The 15,925-nt window shown below is 70.4% G+C and carries 14 protein-coding genes, 1 tRNA gene and 1 pseudogene; 8 read left to right on the top strand and 8 right to left on the bottom strand.

Annotation, left to right across the window (positions count from 1 at the left end):
• The first annotated feature begins 179 nt into the window (after positions 1–179).
• Complete coding sequence (locus ACZ7MG_RS19615) at positions 180–1,130, top strand: hypothetical protein (protein WP_471393898.1); 951 nt, start codon at positions 180–182, stop codon at positions 1,128–1,130.
• Positions 1,127–1,588, top strand: a complete 462-nt coding sequence (locus ACZ7MG_RS19610) for an ABA4-like family protein (protein WP_471393657.1) — start codon at positions 1,127–1,129, stop codon at positions 1,586–1,588. Before ACZ7MG_RS19615 ends, ACZ7MG_RS19610 begins: the two co-directional genes overlap by 4 nt.
• A gap of 72 nt (positions 1,589–1,660) precedes the next feature.
• Here the strand turns inward: ACZ7MG_RS19610 and ACZ7MG_RS19605 are convergent.
• Positions 1,661–1,957 (bottom strand): annotated as a pseudogene (locus ACZ7MG_RS19605) (cation transporting ATPase C-terminal domain-containing protein); the annotation flags it as partial.
• A gap of 182 nt (positions 1,958–2,139) precedes the next feature.
• On the opposite strand from ACZ7MG_RS19605, the gene ACZ7MG_RS19600 reads away from it, so the two are divergent.
• On the top strand, positions 2,140–3,579 hold the full coding sequence (locus ACZ7MG_RS19600) for a helix-turn-helix domain-containing protein (protein WP_471393659.1): 1,440 nt from the start codon (positions 2,140–2,142) through the stop codon (positions 3,577–3,579).
• A gap of 304 nt (positions 3,580–3,883) precedes the next feature.
• Here ACZ7MG_RS19600 and ACZ7MG_RS19595 read toward each other — a convergent pair whose 3' ends face one another.
• From ACZ7MG_RS19595 to ACZ7MG_RS19580, 4 genes are all read right to left on the bottom strand, one after another.
• Positions 3,884–4,450 (bottom strand): DUF4232 domain-containing protein, encoded by a 567-nt coding sequence (locus ACZ7MG_RS19595; RefSeq protein WP_471393660.1) that lies wholly within the window; start codon positions 4,448–4,450, stop codon positions 3,884–3,886.
• A gap of 262 nt (positions 4,451–4,712) precedes the next feature.
• Positions 4,713–4,952: a hypothetical protein gene (locus ACZ7MG_RS19590; RefSeq protein WP_471393662.1), complete on the bottom strand. Its 240-nt coding sequence runs from the start codon at positions 4,950–4,952 to the stop codon at positions 4,713–4,715.
• Between the two features lie 119 nt (positions 4,953–5,071).
• Entirely contained in the window at positions 5,072–5,215 is a 144-nt protein-coding gene (locus tag ACZ7MG_RS19585) for a hypothetical protein (protein ID WP_471393665.1), read from the bottom strand.
• A gap of 452 nt (positions 5,216–5,667) precedes the next feature.
• Positions 5,668–5,740: transfer RNA gene (locus tag ACZ7MG_RS19580), tRNA-Arg, on the bottom strand.
• Positions 5,741–5,978: 238 nt separating this feature from the next.
• On the opposite strand from ACZ7MG_RS19580, the gene ACZ7MG_RS19575 reads away from it, so the two are divergent.
• Genes ACZ7MG_RS19575 through ACZ7MG_RS19565 form a run of 3 tightly spaced genes read left to right on the top strand, consistent with a single transcriptional unit; the run spans position 5,979 to position 8,824 of the window.
• Positions 5,979–7,142: an ABC transporter ATP-binding protein gene (locus ACZ7MG_RS19575; protein ID WP_471393667.1), complete on the top strand. Its 1,164-nt coding sequence runs from the start codon at positions 5,979–5,981 to the stop codon at positions 7,140–7,142.
• A 3-nt stretch (positions 7,143–7,145) separates the two neighbouring features.
• Positions 7,146–7,985 carry an ABC transporter permease gene (locus tag ACZ7MG_RS19570; protein ID WP_471393669.1) on the top strand — a complete coding sequence of 280 codons (840 nt, stop codon included), beginning with the start codon at positions 7,146–7,148 and terminating at the stop codon, positions 7,983–7,985.
• Between the two features lie 2 nt (positions 7,986–7,987).
• The gene (locus tag ACZ7MG_RS19565) at positions 7,988–8,824 is read left to right on the top strand and encodes an ABC transporter permease (RefSeq protein WP_471393671.1); all 837 of its coding nucleotides are present in this window, start codon (positions 7,988–7,990) and stop codon (positions 8,822–8,824) included.
• A 34-nt stretch (positions 8,825–8,858) separates the two neighbouring features.
• Here ACZ7MG_RS19565 and ACZ7MG_RS19560 read toward each other — a convergent pair whose 3' ends face one another.
• The 3 genes from ACZ7MG_RS19560 to ACZ7MG_RS19550 form a co-directional block, all read right to left on the bottom strand.
• Entirely contained in the window at positions 8,859–9,584 is a 726-nt protein-coding gene (locus tag ACZ7MG_RS19560; protein WP_471393674.1) for a TetR/AcrR family transcriptional regulator, read from the bottom strand.
• Positions 9,585–9,723: 139 nt separating this feature from the next.
• Entirely contained in the window at positions 9,724–11,424 is a 1,701-nt protein-coding gene (locus ACZ7MG_RS19555; protein ID WP_471393676.1) for an IclR family transcriptional regulator domain-containing protein, read from the bottom strand.
• A gap of 377 nt (positions 11,425–11,801) precedes the next feature.
• Positions 11,802–13,148, bottom strand: a complete 1,347-nt coding sequence (locus ACZ7MG_RS19550) for a M6 family metalloprotease domain-containing protein (RefSeq protein ID WP_471393678.1) — start codon at positions 13,146–13,148, stop codon at positions 11,802–11,804.
• A 292-nt stretch (positions 13,149–13,440) separates the two neighbouring features.
• Between ACZ7MG_RS19550 and ACZ7MG_RS19545 the strand changes: the two genes are divergently transcribed.
• Together ACZ7MG_RS19545 and ACZ7MG_RS19540 are read left to right on the top strand one after the other, a co-directional pair.
• The gene (locus tag ACZ7MG_RS19545; RefSeq protein WP_471393680.1) at positions 13,441–14,103 is read left to right on the top strand and encodes a TetR/AcrR family transcriptional regulator; all 663 of its coding nucleotides are present in this window, start codon (positions 13,441–13,443) and stop codon (positions 14,101–14,103) included.
• A gap of 136 nt (positions 14,104–14,239) precedes the next feature.
• Positions 14,240–15,817 carry an MFS transporter gene (locus ACZ7MG_RS19540; protein WP_471393683.1) on the top strand — a complete coding sequence of 526 codons (1,578 nt, stop codon included), beginning with the start codon at positions 14,240–14,242 and terminating at the stop codon, positions 15,815–15,817.
• Positions 15,818–15,925 lie beyond the last annotated feature (108 nt).

Genomic DNA, 15,925 nt, shown 5'->3' with positions numbered 1-15,925 from the left:
CTTCTCGCCCATGATAGATAGTGGCGCTATCAGATAGCGGATAGCATCACTATCCGCTCTGCCTCGATCGGAGGACAAGAGAAATGACGACAAGGCATTCACGGCGCTCATGGCTCTCACGGCGCTCACGGCATTCATGGCACTCATGGCACCGTCCGTTGGTGGTGTTCGCGCTGTCGATGGTGGTGCTCGCCGTCGTGTCCGGGGTGGGGCTCGTCGTGGACGACCGACGGCTCGTGGGCTCGCCGATCTGGTCCAAGCCGTTCAAGTTCTCGGTGTCGTTCGTGGCGTACGGACTGTCGCTGGCATGGATGCTCTCGCTGCTGCCGACCGACCGCGCACGGCGGGTGGGCTGGTGGGCGGGCGTCGTCGTAGCGGTGGCGAGCGCCGTCGAGATGGTGATCATCACGGCTCAGGTGGTGCGCGGGAAGCGCAGCCACTTCAACTACGCCACCCCCTTCGACGCGGCGCTGTTCAACGCGATGGCCGTCACGGTGGTCATCCTGTGGCTCGGCACCCTGGTCGTCGCCGTACTCCTGCTCCGCGCCAGGCTCGCCGACCGCGCGTCCGCCTGGGCGATACGGTCGGGCGTCGTCCTCGCCCTCGCCGGGGCAGCGGTCGGCTTCCTGATGACCCAGCCGGCGCCCGGCCAACGGCGCGGGGTCTCCAAGGTGGTGGGCGCGCACAGCGTGGGCGTACCGGACGGCGGCCCCTCGATGCCACTGACCGGCTGGTCGACCACCGGCGGCGATCTGCGCGTACCGCACTTCTTCGGCATGCACGCGCTGCAGTTGCTCCCACTGGTCCTCATGGCCCTGGTCGCCCTGGCACCACGACTGCCGCGCCTGCGCTCCGAGCGGACACGGCTGCACCTGACCCTGACCGCCGCGGCCACGTACGCCGCGCTCTTCGCCCTGCTCACCTGGCAGGCACTACGCGGCCAGCCACTGATCCACCCGGACGGGACGACATTGCTGACGGCGGCCCTGATCCTCGTCGGCGCGGCGACGGGCGTCTACACGGCACTCCGGCCCACGGCCCCCGAGCGAGCGACACCGAGCCACGGGCACGAGGCAGCCGAAGCCTCCCCCTCCTCCGACGCCTCCGCCCCCAAGGAACCCGTGACATGACCGGTCTCCTCTTCGACCTCTCCTTCTACCTGGCCGCCCCGGTCTGGCTCCTCATGATCTTCGCCCCGGGCTGGGGACCGACCGCCCGCATAGCCGCGTCACCCCTGACAGTGGTGCCGGTACTGACCGTCTATGTCCTGCTCGCCCTCCCGGTCCTCCCGGAACTCTGGACCGCGGTCATCAGCCCGGACCTCGACACCTTCCGCGACCTGACGGCACTCGCCAACGGCGCGGGCGCGATCTGGGCCCAGATCATCGCCTGGGACCTGCTGATCGGCCAGTGGATGTACCGCGAGGCTCGCCGCATAGGAATCCACCCGCTGGTCATGGGCCCCCTCCTGACCTTCACGATCCTCCTCTCCCCCTTCGGCCTGCTGCTCTTCTTCCTCCTGCGCGCGGCGAAGGAGCGGACGGGGGCGCCGGCCTCGGTCTCGGCCCCGGCCGCCCGGGAGCAATAGAAGGCCGTACGGCTGCGTAAGGCCGTCCGATCGTGCTCGTACGGTGGCCGACGGCGCGTCAGACGTCAGACATCAGACGGTGTGCGCGGTCGGCGCGTCAGACGCTCTCGACCGGCGGCGAGCCAGGAACTTGCCCAGTTCCCACAGGAGCAGGAGTGCGAGGGCGGCCAGCAGCGCCCAGCCGAACTGCCGTGCGTCGATCCGGGTCGTGCCGAGGATGCGGCGGAAGCCGTCCATCTGCGTCACCAGCACCGCGAGCACGAACTGGGTGAGGGCCACCACGACGTACCAGGGCGCCCACTTCGTACTGGTGGCCGACAGCATCTCGGAGAACGCGTGCTGGTACTCGTCCCAGTGGCGCCGCTCCCGGGTGCGCTGGCTCCCGCACGGAGACGCCCGCCCGGCGCCTGTGCGGAAAAGAACGGGATGGCGCAACCCCGCAACCGTCTCAGCCGTATCGACGTGCAGGTACGGGGAGAGCCTGGAATGCCGTCCCGGATCGGGACACGACCGCACAGGCCGACAGATGGATGGATGCGAGTACGGGCCACATGGATGCAATCCACGATGATGTAGCGGAGTTCGCGTTACTGCTGACGCGTCTCAAGGAGCGCACAGACCGCAGCTACGCAGCGCTGGCCCGCCGCCTGAACATGCACGCCTCCACGCTGCACCGCTACTGCGCCGGCGAGGCGGTTCCCCTGGACTTCACCGGGATCGAGCGGTTCGCCGCACTCTGCGGAGCCTCCCCCGAGGAACGCGTGGAGTTGCACCGCCGATGGATCCTGGCAGTCGCGGCACGCCAACGAACCCGCCCCTCCGCCGCGCGACGGGCACCGAGGGCGGAACAGGCGGAACAGGCGGAACAGGCGGAACAGGCGGAACAGGCGGAACAGGCGGAACAGGCGGAACAGGCGGAACAGGCGGAACAGGCGGACGAGGCGCCCGAGCCGACCTCGCCGCACACCCCCGTGACCGTCCCCCTCCTCCGCCCCCTCCTCCGCTCCCGCCTCCCCGTCCGCCCCCGACAACGGCTCGCGCGGTCGATATCACTGGCGGCCTCGCTCGCCGTCGCACTCGGCGGCCTTACCGCATCCGCTGCCGGACCCCCCTCGGGCGGCGGTGAACCGTCGGCTTCCGCCCGCACCGCACCGAAGCCGTCGGCGTCGGTGTCGCCCACGCACAGCGGCGGCGGAAGCCCGCAACCCTCTGCCGGACCCCCCTCCGCCGACGGCGAGTCGTCGGCCCCCGCCCCCACCACACCGAAGCCCTCGGCATCGCCCAGCCCCAGCGGCGTCAGCCCGCAGGCGACCCGCGCGAGCACCGACCCGGCACCCCCGACGGCCCCGCTGACCTGGACGGCCAACTCCCACATCTGGCGACCCGAATGCGACCACGACTACGTCATCGCCAAGCCACCGCGGCAGGTCCCGCCGCCACCGGCCCCGCAGGACGCGGCGGCGTGGGCCGGGGCCCTGGGGGCGGAGCACGGGCGCACCACCCACCTGCGGATCACGGTGCAGGGACGCGGCTCCGCCGCCGTCGTACTGGAGGCACTTCATGTGCGCGTGGTCGACCGCACGACCCCCGCTGCCCGCGGGAGCATCGCCTACTCCATGTACGAAGGCTGCGGCGCCGTCCTCATCCCCCGCCACTTCTCCGTGGACCTCGACGCGCGCCGGCCCCTGGCCCGTTCGATCTCCGGGAACGACCCGGACACACCGGACCCCGCGATCGACTTCCCCTACCGGGTGTCGCTGCGGGAGCCGGAGGTCCTGCTGCTCTCCGCGCGCACCGAGTCCTGCACCTGCGACTGGTACGTCGAACTCGACTGGTCCTCACAGGGCCGGACCGGCACGATCCGCATCGACGACCACGGCCGCCCGTTCCGCACCACCGACATCAAGGGGCTGCCGCACTACTGGTACCGCGACCCCGCCGGCTGGGCGCCCATGACCACCGTCTACGACGAGGGGGAAACCGGCGACTGACGGAGCAACAGGTCGGCTCCGGCGGAATCAGCACCTGGGGCTGCTGGATATCCTTATTCCGTCGACGAAGTAGGCACTGCTGAACACGGTCTGGGTGTTCGGCCCGAGGCAGATCGAGCCCCGCTCCGGAGCCGCAGGTGCACCACGTCGTCGTTCCGGGTGTTCAGCACCCCGTAGTGCGGCCGCGGCGTGACCGCCTGATAGCCGCTGGTGACCACCTTGAACTTCAATTGACGGTAATGATCCATACCCGTCCGTGAGTTGTGACGGACGCGGCAAGGCGGAGCATGGCCGTCGCGGCCCGTCACTTCGACATGATGAAATCCAGGGCGACACCGGGAGCGGTCGTCCAGTAGGTGACGCGCTGGAAGTCGTTGGCGTACAACGTCTCCACGGGCATGGGGACATCGATCGGCTGGCCCGCACTGCTGCCGGGCTCACGCCCCTGGAGGCCGAGGGTGATGCTCTTGGCCTCGTACTCGTCCATGGGCCCGTTGACGAGCAGACCGGCATACGCCTCCTCACCCGGAGCGAGGGTGACGGGCACCCCCGGGTTGGGGTCGCTCTCCTCGATCACCCGGGCCGTCCTCCGGGCGTCACCGAGCCGCACGAGGGGGTAGCGGTAGAGGTTGCACTTCTTGTCGCCGGCGTTCTGGACGGTGAGGAGGAGGTGCCTGGCCTCCACACTGTCCGCGGGCTCCTTCGTGGCAGACACCCCCAGAACCTTCTGGTCGCAGACGGCGACGGCGGCTTTGCCGCCCTTTGCCACCGGCCCGGTGGCGGAGGCCTGCGCCGACACACCCCATCCAAGCGCCAGGACGACACCCACGGCCACGGCCGCACGGCGGCCGGTAAAGGACGTCACGTTCATATGCGTATTCCCCTTTGATTCTGCTGGGCGGATAACTCGGTGACTCGGTAACTCGGTAGCGCCGACCGCTTCAGCCGGTGCGACAGCCGTAGCATCGGACGCCCCGCCGGCCCGGAACAACAGCAGCCACCCCACCCGCGACAGCGGAACAATCTCACCCCGGTGACCTGCGGAAACACCGAAGCCTGGGATGCCTGACTGGGATGGGCGGCGCTTCGTCAGACCTTCTCGACTCGCACGAGGTGTCCCGCGAGGAGTTGGCTCATGCCGTCGGCAAGTCGCGCGCCATGGCGATCACCTGGTCGTCCGTGTGCACGATGCGGATCCGGGACAGCGTCCGGTTCCACAACACCTGCCTCGACGCTTCGCGAAGGTCCCACGCCTCCAAGGTCGTGAGCGCCGAAGTGACGATCGGGATGTCCAGCCGCGGGGCGGCCTTGATCAGAGCGGCCGTCTCCCGATCGCCCTGAACCGCCTTGGAGAGAGCCTCGGAGTCGAACACGAAGACGCGCTGCCGCGGCCGGTGCAGCTTCGCTCGGGCGGCGTGGCCTCGTCCGAGTGCGATCGCTGCTCGTCATGCCAGCCGTCCATCGCGGCGATGCGGTCCCGCGCCGCTTGCTGCTAGCCCTCCGTCACGACACCGTGCTCTTCTTCGAGACGCTCGGCCACCTCGCGCAGTCGACCCATGGCGTCCTGATGAGCGGCGGCGGCCGCGATGTAGCCGGGCACTCCGCCCGCGTCGACGCGCTCTTGGATCCATTCCACCAGTCGGCTGGCGGGACTGGGATGACGTTCCTCGCGTGCTCGAGATTCTGGAGACCGACGAGGCAGACGAGACGGGGGATCGGTGAGCGGCGGCCAGGGGCGGCCCGGACTTGAGTCCAGGCCGCCTTCACGGTCCCGTGTCTTCCCGGATGAAGCGTGAAGTGAGCTCACCAACAGACTGTTCGTCGCCCGGAGAAGCCCGCCGCCGATGAGCCGGGTGCTCGCCTTCCGGCCGAGACGGCGCCCCACCTCCCGATCGGTGCGCCGAACATCTTTCGGCCCGCCCGCCTCGGCGAGGTCATCGCTGCTGAGGATCAGCTGCCCTCAGCAGCCCTGGCACTCGGACTCGAGGTCGGCTCGCACCAGCAACTCAAGGCCACCGATCGCCTGCCAGAAGCACAGGAGCCCTCCCGCCCATTGGACGAGAGAGCTCCTGACCTGTTGTTTCTCCGTGCCCCCGGCAGGATTCGAACCTGCGACACCCGCTTTAGGAGAGCGGTGCTCTATCCCCTGAGCTACGAAGGCAAGGTGCCCGGTCAGTGTAGCGGGTGGGCGGGGGGTGGGCGGGGAGTAGGGGTTCGGGGTGGGTAGGTCGGGGCGGGGAGTTCAGGGGGCGGTGGTGGGGCGGTCAACAAATCGTTTTTCAGGTTCCGTTTGCGGGCCTAGCATTCCGCCGTTGTCCCGGATGGCGTTCGACATGCCGAACGGTGTATCGGGCGGGCTCGCTCCGGGTGGGTCGAACGAGTCGGTGTGAAGGGAAGTGATGCCGTTGTCTGCGGTGATCGAGGCGCGCGGGCTGTCCAAGGTGTTCCAGACGACCGTACGGCGGCCCGGCTTCGCGGGGGCGCTCAAGTCGCTCGTCAGCCCGCAGCGTGTGGACAAGGTCGCGGTGCAGGACGTCGACTTCAGCGTGGGCAGGGGGGAGTTGCTCGCCCTGCTCGGTCCCAACGGGGCCGGGAAGTCCACCACCATCAAGATGCTCACCGGGATCCTGACGCCCACCTCGGGCGAGGCGCTCGTCGCCGGGGTCGTCCCGCACCGGGACCGGGAGCGCAACGCCCACAACATCGGGGCCGTGTTCGGGCAGCGGACGCAGTTGTGGTGGGACCTGCCCGCGCGGGAGTCGTTCGAGATCCTGCGCGATATCTATGGGGTGCCCGAAGGGCAATTCCGGGAGCGGATCGAGGAGTTCGACGGGCTGCTCGAACTCTCCGAGTTCTGGGACACCCGGGTCCGGCATCTGTCGCTCGGCCAGCGCGTACGGTGCGATCTCGCCGCCTCGCTGCTGCACGACCCGCCCGTCGTCTTCCTCGACGAACCCACCATCGGCATGGACGTGGTGGTGAAGGAGCAGGTACGGCGGTTCCTGCGGCACCAGGTCGAGGAGCGCGACCGTACCGTCCTGCTCACCACACACGACATGACCGAGGTGGAACGGCTCGCCGAACGCGTCGTGCTGATCAACCACGGCCGGATCGTCCTCGACGGCTCGCTCCAGGAGATCCGGCGGCGCTTCGGCGGCACCTGGCAGGTCCGCGCCACCCTCGCCGACCCGGCCGACGTCGAGGAGATCGGGAAGAGCGGGAAGAGCGGGAAGAGCGGGGAGACGGAGGAGACAGAGGAGACGGGTGCCGTTCCGCTGCCCGGGTTCGATGGGATCGGGTTGCTGCGGCGTGAAGGGCCTCGGGTCGTGTTCGGGCCGGTCGGGGACGACGCCCCCACCGTCCACGAGGCGCTCAAGGTGATCATCGGACGGTTCCGGGTCGCCGACCTCGCGCTGGAGGAGAACGACCTGGAGGACGTCATGCGCGCCGCCTACCTCGGCGAGGTCCCCACGCAGAAGCCGCCCACCGACACCCAGACCCACACCGCCGACGCCGGCACCGACGCCGCCACCACCACCGCGTCCGCCTCCCAGGGCGGTTGATCCATGGTCTCCGCAACCACCACCCCCACCCCCCTCTCCGCCGCCCTCTCCCGCGCCCGCCGCATCTCCTGGATCACCCCCCGGGGCGAACTGCTCACCCCGCCCCGGATGACCGCCACCGCCGTACGGCTGTTCGTCCAGGTCTGCCTGGTCGTCTACCTCTGGCGGGGGCTGTACGCGAACACCGGATCCAGCGCCGGGCTGAACGAGACCCAGGCCGTCGGCTACGCCGTACTCGCCGTGCTCGCGAACCGCATCCGCGGCCTCGACCGGAGCGCGGGCCGCGACATGGTGCTCCAGCACCTGCACTTCGGAACGATCGTCTACTGGTACCTGCGGCCGATGAAACCCCAGCGCTACTACGCGCTGCGCGCCCTCGGCGACCAGCTGTACGGCTTCGGCTGGGTGCTCACCGGATACGTGCTCTGCCTCGCCGTCGGAGTCGTCCCCCCGCCCGCCTCCCCCTCGGTGGCCGGGGTCTTCGCCGTCAGCATGCTGCTCGGCCAACTCGTCCTCTACTACGTGATGATGCTGGTCGACCTGATGTGCTTCTGGACCCTGCGCAACGAGGCGGCCCTGCTGATCCTCGTCTTCGCGCAGAACCTGCTCTCCGGTGTGTACGCCCCGCTCTGGTACTTCCCGGACTGGTTCATCACGCTCAGCTCGTTCCTGCCGTTCCAGGCGACGCTCGGCGTACCGCTCTCGATCTACGTCGGGCGGATCGGCATCGGCGACGCCTTCGGGCAGATCGCCGTCCAGGCCGTCTGGATCGTGCTGCTCGCCCTGCTCACCCGCCGGCTGTGGGACCTGGCCGGCCGTCGCGTCGTCTCCCAGGGAGGATGACCATGACGACCACACGCAGCACCTCCCCTCCTGGGCCCGCGCACGCCTGGCGCGTCGTCTGGCGGATCAGCAGGCTCAACTTCAAGGCCCAGCTGGAGTACCGGGGCGAGTTCCTGATGAGCGTCGCCGTCGGGGCGATCTGGCAGGTCTCGATCGTCGTCTTCGCCTCCGTCCTGCTCACCCGGTTCCCCGGACTCGGCGGCTGGTCCAGCTCCGACGTGCTGCTCATCGCCGGCATGCGGATGCTCGCCCACGGGCTGTACGTGCTGTTCCTCGGCCGGATCCAGTACATGCACATACTCGTCCAGGAAGGAGTCGTCGACCCCTGTCTGATCCGCCCCATGCCGGTCTACCGGCAGGTCCAGCTGGCCTTCTTCCCGGTCAACGCCATCGGTGACCTCATCGTCGCGGCCGGTCTGTTCGTCGCCGCGCTGCAGCGCAGTTCGCTCGACTGGACGGCGGGCCGGATCACCTACGTGATCGCGGGTGTCCTCGGCGGCATGCTGATCGAGGCCGCGATCTTCACGGCCCTGGCCGCCGCCGCGTTCCACTTCCCGGCCACCTCGTACTGGAGCCAGTGGCTGGAGGAGCTGATGGGCACCTTCGGCAGCTACCCGCTCAGCATCCTCCCGAAGGTCGCGTCCGCCGCGTTCACCTTCGTCGTCCCGCTCGCCTTCATCGCGTACTTCCCGGCCGGTGTACTGACCGGCCACGGCGGCACGATGGGCGTACCGGAGGCGCTGGCCGTGGCCTCCCCCTTCATCGGCCTCACCGCGTTCGTCCTGTCCCGGCTGCTGTGGAACTGGAGCCTGAGCAAGTACACGGGAGTCAACGGCTAGCTGAAATCCGGGAGTTGGGGACGCGGGGGCGGCGTCACGGCAGCCGCGTCTCCAACCCGTCCAGCACCCGGTCGAGGCCGTACCGGAACCCCTCCTCCCGGGCCGCCCGCGGATCCGTCCCGCGCTGTTCGGCGTAGCCCTCGCGCAGCAGCGGATGGTCCTGGGCGGCCTCCTCGGCGGCCGGCCACAGCTGTTCGACCATGGTCTGCTCGTCCTGACCGCTGCGGGCGAGGACGTTGAGCCAGGCGGCCTCGCTGGTGGCCATGCCCGTGACGTACGCGACGAGCGTCGTGACCGCCCGGTCGGCCTCGCCGGCCGGAAACCCGGCGGTGGTCAGCAGCTTCAGCATGCCCTCGGAGATACGCATCCAGTTCGGACCGAGGTAGGACATGCCCATCTCGCCGAGTACGGAGGCCAGCCACGGGTGGCGCAGGATCGTGGCGCGCAGACTGTGGGCGCAGGCGGCCGTGTCCGTACGCCAGTCGGCCGGGTCGGGCGTGGTGTTGACCTCGATCTCGCCGTAGACCTCGTCCACGGCCAGCTCCAACAGCTCGTCCTTGTTGGCGACATGGCGGTAGAGCGAGGTCGCGCCGGCGCTCAGCCGCCCGCCGAGCTTGCGCATGCTCAGCGCCTCGATGCCCTCCTCGTCGAGCAGCCGCAGCGCCTCCGCCACGATGTGCTCCCGGCTCAGCGCGGGCTGCTCCCGCCCGGTCCGGGGCCGCGTCCACACGGACGCGAACCCCTCCTGCTTCGGTGACATGGCGGCGCCTCTCCTCTGCTGCGTACGGCCCTCCCGCGTACGCCTCTGCGCGTACGGCTCTCCTGCGTACGGCCGACGCCACCAGCGTACGGTGTGCGCACGCCTCGTGAAGTGGTCTACGGCCGTCAGGGGCCGGTGGTCAGACCTCCGGGACCCGGCGGAACATCCCCGCCACCGCCAGCTCCCCCTCGATCCGCCCCACCGCCTCCCGCAGCGCGGGCAGCACCTCCGCCACGCACTCCTCGACCGACCGCCGGCTGCTGTGCATGGCGACGTTCACCGCGGCGACGACCCGCCCGCCCCGCTCCCGCACCGGTACGGCGATGGACCGCAGCCCTTCCTCCAACTCCCCGTCGACGAGGGCGAATCCGGCGTCCCGTACGCGTTCCAGGACGGCCAGCAGCTCCCCCCGGCCGGTGACCGTGTGCGGGGTCAGGGGGGCGGGGCGCTCCGGGAGCGGGACCTCGGGGAGCAGATCGGCGAGCATCACCCGCCCCAGCGACGTCGCGTACGCGGGCAACCGGGTGCCGAGGGTGATGTTGACGCTCATGATGCGGCTGGTGGCGACCCGCGCCGTGTACTGCACCTCGTCCCCACCCCCGGTGAGGATCGCCAGGGACGCCGAGTCGTGGACGCGCGCGGAGAGTTCGGCGAGATGCGGTGCGGCGATCCGGGGGAGCGGCAGCATCGACAGGGGTGGGAAGCCCAGGTCCAGCACCCGGGGTGTGAGGCGGAAGAGCCGGTCGTACGACTCCACGTACCCCAGGTGTTCGAGGGTGATCAGCGCCCGTCGCGCCGTCGCCCGCGCGAGCCCGGTGGCCTGCGCGACCTCGGTCAGCGTCAGCTCGGCCCGCCCCTCACCGAACGAGGTGACGACCGTGAGCCCCCGGGCGAGCGACTCGACGAACTCCCGGCCCAGCTCCTGCTTGGAGGCCCCGGTCCAGTCGGCGAGACCGGGCGGGGTGGTGGCGCCCTCCTGTACCGCCGTGGCCGTCACCGCGGGCTTCCGCAGCTCGCGCTCCATCTCCGCCACGGTCGCCCGCAGCCGGGGCAGCAGTGTCGTGCGGAGCGAGTCCGCCGTGTGCCGGCTCGTGTGGCTGACGACGCTCGCCACACACGCGACGCGTCCCGTCCGCGGATCCCGTACGGGTACGGAGACCGCCACCAGCCCCGGTTCGATCAACTGGTCGTCCAGCGCCCACCCCTGGGCGCCCGCGCGGGCCGTACGGTCCTCGAAGTCGTCGTACGCGCCGCCGCGCGGAGGCACCGCCGGGAAACCGTGGCCCTCCGGGTCGGCCGCGCGGCGGGTCCGCCACCGGGTCCAGTCCGCCGGTTCCCACTCGGTGGCGAACAGCGGGCCGGGCGCGGTGCGTTCGGCGGGCAGGAGGTCGCCGATGCGGAAGCTGAGGGACATCGCGCGGCGGCGGGTGGCCTGGTGGATGAAGCGGACGCCGTCCCGGTCGCGGACCGCGAGGGAGACGGACTCGTCGAGTTCGTCGGCGAGGGCGTCCGCGTGGGAGTCGAGGAGGCGGGGGAGGCGGAGGGCGGCGAGGTAGGCGTTGCCCAGCTCCATGAGGCGGGGGGCGAGGACCGCGTCTCGGCCGTCCAGCCGTACGTAGCCCATGCGGGTCAGGGTCGCCGTGATCCGGTCGACCGTGGAGCGCGCGAGTCCGGTGGCCCGCTCCAGCGCGCTCGGGCTCAGCGTCCCGTCCGCCTCGGTGAGCCGGCGCAGCACGGTGATGCCCCGCATCAGGGGCGCGACGGCTTCGGCGGGCGCGGTGGCCTCGCCGAGGATGGGGGCGGGGGTGGTGGCGCCCGCGCCGGGGACGTTCGGGAACATGCGCTCACGGTAATGGGCCCGGGCTGCGCCGCTGAGCCGGGCGCCTCATAGCTCGGGGGCGCGGGTGCGCCGGCGACCGCGGGCCCGGTGGGGCTTCTCGCGCAGTTCCCCGCGCCCCTGAAAAGCAGGGGCTGCGCCCCATACTTTTCAGCCCCGCCACCGGTCGCCTTTCAGCCCCGCCACCGGTCGCCGTTCACCTCTCACGCCGCGCAGGGCTGGGCTTTCAGGCCCGCAGGGGCCTGGTCTTTTAGGGGCGCGGGGAACTGCGCGAGAAGCCCCACCGAACCCGCACCCGCCCACGCACCCCAGACACCCCACCCCTCTCCCCCCACCCACCCACCACCCGCTCCCTCACCCCACTTCCTCAACGCACCCCCTCACCTCCGCCTGACCACCACCCGATGCTCCCCCCCGACACCCACCCCCACCACAGCGATCTCCACCCCCGCCCGCGCGTCCCTGAACGTCTCCCCGGGGACGAGCGGCGCATCCGACAGTTCCGCGTGGACATTGGGACTCCGCGTGCACCCCCCACTGTCACGACGCGCGTCATGCACCTTGACGGGCCCGTTCCCGGTGTCGACGGTCGAGTCCACCCGGTACACGAGCACCCCCGGCCGACACACCGCCGCATCGTTCCCCGCCCGCGTCCGCAACTCCGCGACATACACCGCCCGCGAACTGAGCGGCACCACGACCAGCTTCGCGCCCCCGTCCGCCGCCAGCGGCGTCAGCGTGTACTCCGCGGCACCACCCCCCGCCACACACGCCACCTGCGTCTCGTCGAGCCACCCGAGCTTCCACTTGTGCCAGCCCAGCAGATCGTTGTCGACGCCCCAGTCCTCGCTCATGATGTCCCAGTGCCCGACCGCACCCCCGCCCTCGTGCGTATAGAGGTCGGGCAGCCCGAAGACATGGCCGTTCTCGTGCGGCAGCACCCGGTACCCGGTCTCCGCGTACGACCCGGAGCCGTCGTCCTGGCGGCTGTAGACGAACGACGCGTTGGCGACCGGCACCCCGTCCGCGACCGGCGCCTCCCGGTTCCCGGCGAAGGTCACCGACAGGACGGTGTCGAGGGCGGAGGGGCCCGCGTTAGGGGTGACGAGGACGTTGATCAGGTCGTACGACCGGAAGTCCACCAGCGGATCGGCGGCCCGCACCATGTCCTGGACCAGCCGGCGGTAGCCGGGATCGAAGGGGGCGCCGCGCTCTATGCCGTACGAGCGGAACGACTTCGGCATCCGCAGCCACTCGGTGAGCGGGGCCTCGGGACGGTAGTCGATACGGCCGTAACTGCTGGTCCTGAACCACTTCTGGGTCTGCGGCGCGAACTCCGCGAAGCGGTCCATCGCGCTGCCCTCGCCGGGCGCGTCGGAGAAGTCGATCATCAGGTTGAGGGCGCGGACCGTGCCGGTGGAGCGGGCGTAGCCGGGCGGGGTCGGGATGCCCTCGGACATCTGGATGCCGAGCGGGCCGCGGATCATGCAGGGGCCGAGCGCCGAACCGCGGGCCAGGGCCGTGGCCCCCGCGGTCCGTGTCGTCTCCTTCGCCATCAGATGCCCGGTACCGGCGGAGCTGCTGACCGCGAGCGTGAGAGCCGTGACGGAGGCGAGCGCGACCACCCGGCGCGGACGTATCCGGCGCGAACGCGTCCGACGCCGACGTATCCGACGCGGGGGTATGCGGCGCGGAGGTATCCCGTCCAGGCGGAACCGCTGCTGCATGCCCGAGCCCTTCGCTCCACGGCAGCCGCCCGTGACGAGGCTGCACCCTTCCGATCACCCTGTGTCGGAGGGTGCGCGGGCGCGCGCTGGAAGGGCCGAACGTGGGTCTGCCACCCGCGCGAGGCCACCCCCGCCGACATGTGACCCAGGTCACTCGAAAAGTCTTCGGTGCGGGGAAATAACCGGGGATCGTTTCCCCGTTTAACCCTTCGTCCGAGCGAAACGGGGACTCCATCCCCGGATCACCACCGGGCGCCCCCCACACCACTGGATCGGGAAGAAGGAGTACGCCGTGGAGGCCACCGCCACCGCCACCTCCGTACGTCGCAAGGTGCCCCGCCCCCGGGCGGACGCCCTGCGCAACCGGGAGCGGATCGTCACCGCCGCACGGGAGATGTTCGTGGAGTTCGGCCCCGAGGTGCCGCTCGACGAGATCGCCCGCCGGGCGGGCGTCGGCAACGCCACGCTGTACCGCAACTTCCCCGACCGGGACGCACTGGTCCGCGAGGTCGTCTGCTCGGTCATGGACCGTACGGCGCTCGCGGCCGAGGCCGCGCTCACCGAGACCGGTGACGCGTTCGAGGCGCTGTCGCGCTTCGTGCACACCTCGGCCGACGAACGGGTCAGCGCACTCTGCCCGATGGTCCAGAGCACGTTCGACAAGCACCACCCCGACCTGGAGGCGGCGCGCGAGCGCCTGGAGGAGCAGATCGCGGGGGTCATGAAGCGCGCCCGGGACGCCGGGCAGCTCCGCGCCGACGTGGGCGTCGGAGACCTGATGATCGCCGTCAGCCAGCTCAGCAGGCCCCCGGCCGGCACCCAGTGCGCGGGCGCCGACCGCTTCCTCCACCGCCACCTGCAACTGTTCCTGGACGGGCTGCGCGCCCCGGCCCCCTCCGAACTGCCCGGCGCACCCGTGACCGTGGAGGACCTACGGAGGCCCTGCTCGCCCTGACCCACCGGACCTGACCCACCGGTCCTGACCCACCGACCCCAAGGCTGTCGACGACGACAAGCCACTACCTCTCGACGCCCTTTTTCACCACCTGACTCCGATTTTTCCGTCACGAAGTCCCGAAGTGGGTACCCCCATGTCCGAAACAGCCGGTACATCCAAAGCTTTGAAGACACCCAAGACACCCAAGACACCCAAGACATCCGAAGCCAACGACGCGCACGCCACCCGCTGGAAAGCGCTCGTCTTCATCGCCCTCGCCCAGCTGATGGTCGTGCTCGACGCGACCATCGTGAACATCGCCCTCCCGTCCGCCCAGCAGGACCTGGGGATATCGGACGGCAATCGTCAGTGGGTCATCACCGCGTACGCGCTGGCCTTCGGCGGTCTGCTCCTCTTCGGCGGCCGTATCTCCGACATCTGGGGCCGCAAGCGCACCTTCGTCACCGGTCTGATCGGCTTCGCCGGCGCCTCCGCGCTGGGCGGCGCCGCCACCGGTGAGGCGATGATGCTGGGCGCCCGCGCGCTCCAGGGCGCCTTCGGCGCACTGCTCGCGCCCGCCGCGCTCTCCCTGCTCGCCGTGATGTTCACCGACGCCAAGGAGCGCGCCAAGGCGTTCGGCATCTACGGCGCGATCGCCGGTGGCGGCGGCGCCGTGGGCCTGATCCTCGGCGGTTTCCTCACCGAGTACCTGGACTGGCGCTGGACGTTCTTCGTCAACATCCCGTTCGCGATCATCGCGGCGGTCGGCGCGTACCTCGTCATCCGTGAGCCCGAGGGCGGCCGCAACCGCTCCCCGCTCGACATCCCCGGCGTGGTCCTGTCCACCCTGGGCCTGGTCTCCCTGGTCTACGGCTTCACCCGGGCCGAGTCCGATGGCTGGGGCGACTCGATGACGATCACCCTGTTCATCGCCTCGGCGGCGCTCCTCGCGGCCTTCGTGTTCGTCGAGTCCAAGGTGAAGGCCCCGCTGCTGCCGCTGCGCGTGCTCATCGAGCGCAACCGCGGCGGTGTCTACCTCTCCCTCGGCCTCGCGATCATCGCGATGTTCGGCCTGTTCCTCTTCCTGACCTACTACCTGCAGATCGTGAAGGGGTACTCCCCGGTCAAGACCGGTTTCGCCTTCCTGCCCATGATCGCGGGCATGATCATCGGCTCGACCCAGATCGGCACCCGGCTGATGACCCGGGTCGCGCCGCGCCTGCTGATGGCCCCCGGCTTCCTGGTCGCCGGCCTCGGCATGCTGCTGCTGACCCAGATGGAGGTCGACTCCTCGTACGCCGCCCTGCTCCTGCCGGCCCAGCTGCTGCTCGGCCTCGGTATGGGTACGGCGTTCATGCCGGCGATGTCCCTCGCGACCCACGGTGTCGAACCGCGTGACGCGGGCGTGGCCTCCGCCATGGTCAACACCTCCCAGCAGGTCGGCGGCGCCATCGGTACGGCCCTGCTGAACACGATCGCCGCCTCCGCGACCACGTCCTACATCAAGGAGCACATCGGCTCGGCCACCTCCAAGCCGGCCGCCCAGCTGGTCGAACTCCAGGGCATGGTCAACGGCTACACCAACGCCATCTGGTTCGCCGTGGCCATCCTCGTCGCCTCCGCCGCCATCGCCTTCACCCTCGTCACCACGGGCAAGCCCGACATGACGGCGACGACGGCCGAGGGCGAGGACACGACGAACGAGGTCAAGATCCCGGTGATCGCCCACTGAGGATGATGCTGAAGGGCGGCGGGGCGAGGGGGGAGGCCCCCGCCCCGCCCCCCCTCCGGGGGGGGGGGGACGTCGCCACCAGCCCCAGGGGGACCGCAGCCGTGGACG

The organism is Streptomyces sp. NPDC107538, assembly GCF_055657445.1.
This window is presented reverse-complemented; position numbering and strand designations above follow the sequence as displayed.

Bases quoted from the DNA above. Each gene is read 5' to 3' on its own strand.
- ACZ7MG_RS19615 (WP_471393898.1), top strand. From the start codon at position 180: ATGGTGGTGCTCGCCGTCGTGTCCGGGGTGGGGCTCGTCGTGGACGAC.
- ACZ7MG_RS19610 (WP_471393657.1), top strand. From the start codon at position 1,127: ATGACCGGTCTCCTCTTCGACCTCTCCTTCTACCTGGCCGCCCCGGTC.
- ACZ7MG_RS19600 (WP_471393659.1), top strand. From the start codon at position 2,140: ATGGATGCAATCCACGATGATGTAGCGGAGTTCGCGTTACTGCTGACG.
- ACZ7MG_RS19595 (WP_471393660.1), bottom strand. From the start codon at position 4,450: ATGAACGTGACGTCCTTTACCGGCCGCCGTGCGGCCGTGGCCGTGGGT.
- ACZ7MG_RS19575 (WP_471393667.1), top strand. From the start codon at position 5,979: ATGCCGTTGTCTGCGGTGATCGAGGCGCGCGGGCTGTCCAAGGTGTTC.
- ACZ7MG_RS19570 (WP_471393669.1), top strand. From the start codon at position 7,146: ATGGTCTCCGCAACCACCACCCCCACCCCCCTCTCCGCCGCCCTCTCC.
- ACZ7MG_RS19565 (WP_471393671.1), top strand. From the start codon at position 7,988: ATGACGACCACACGCAGCACCTCCCCTCCTGGGCCCGCGCACGCCTGG.
- ACZ7MG_RS19560 (WP_471393674.1), bottom strand. From the start codon at position 9,584: ATGTCACCGAAGCAGGAGGGGTTCGCGTCCGTGTGGACGCGGCCCCGG.
- ACZ7MG_RS19555 (WP_471393676.1), bottom strand. From the start codon at position 11,424: ATGTTCCCGAACGTCCCCGGCGCGGGCGCCACCACCCCCGCCCCCATC.
- ACZ7MG_RS19550 (WP_471393678.1), bottom strand. From the start codon at position 13,148: ATGCAGCAGCGGTTCCGCCTGGACGGGATACCTCCGCGCCGCATACCC.
- ACZ7MG_RS19540 (WP_471393683.1), top strand. From the start codon at position 14,240: ATGTCCGAAACAGCCGGTACATCCAAAGCTTTGAAGACACCCAAGACA.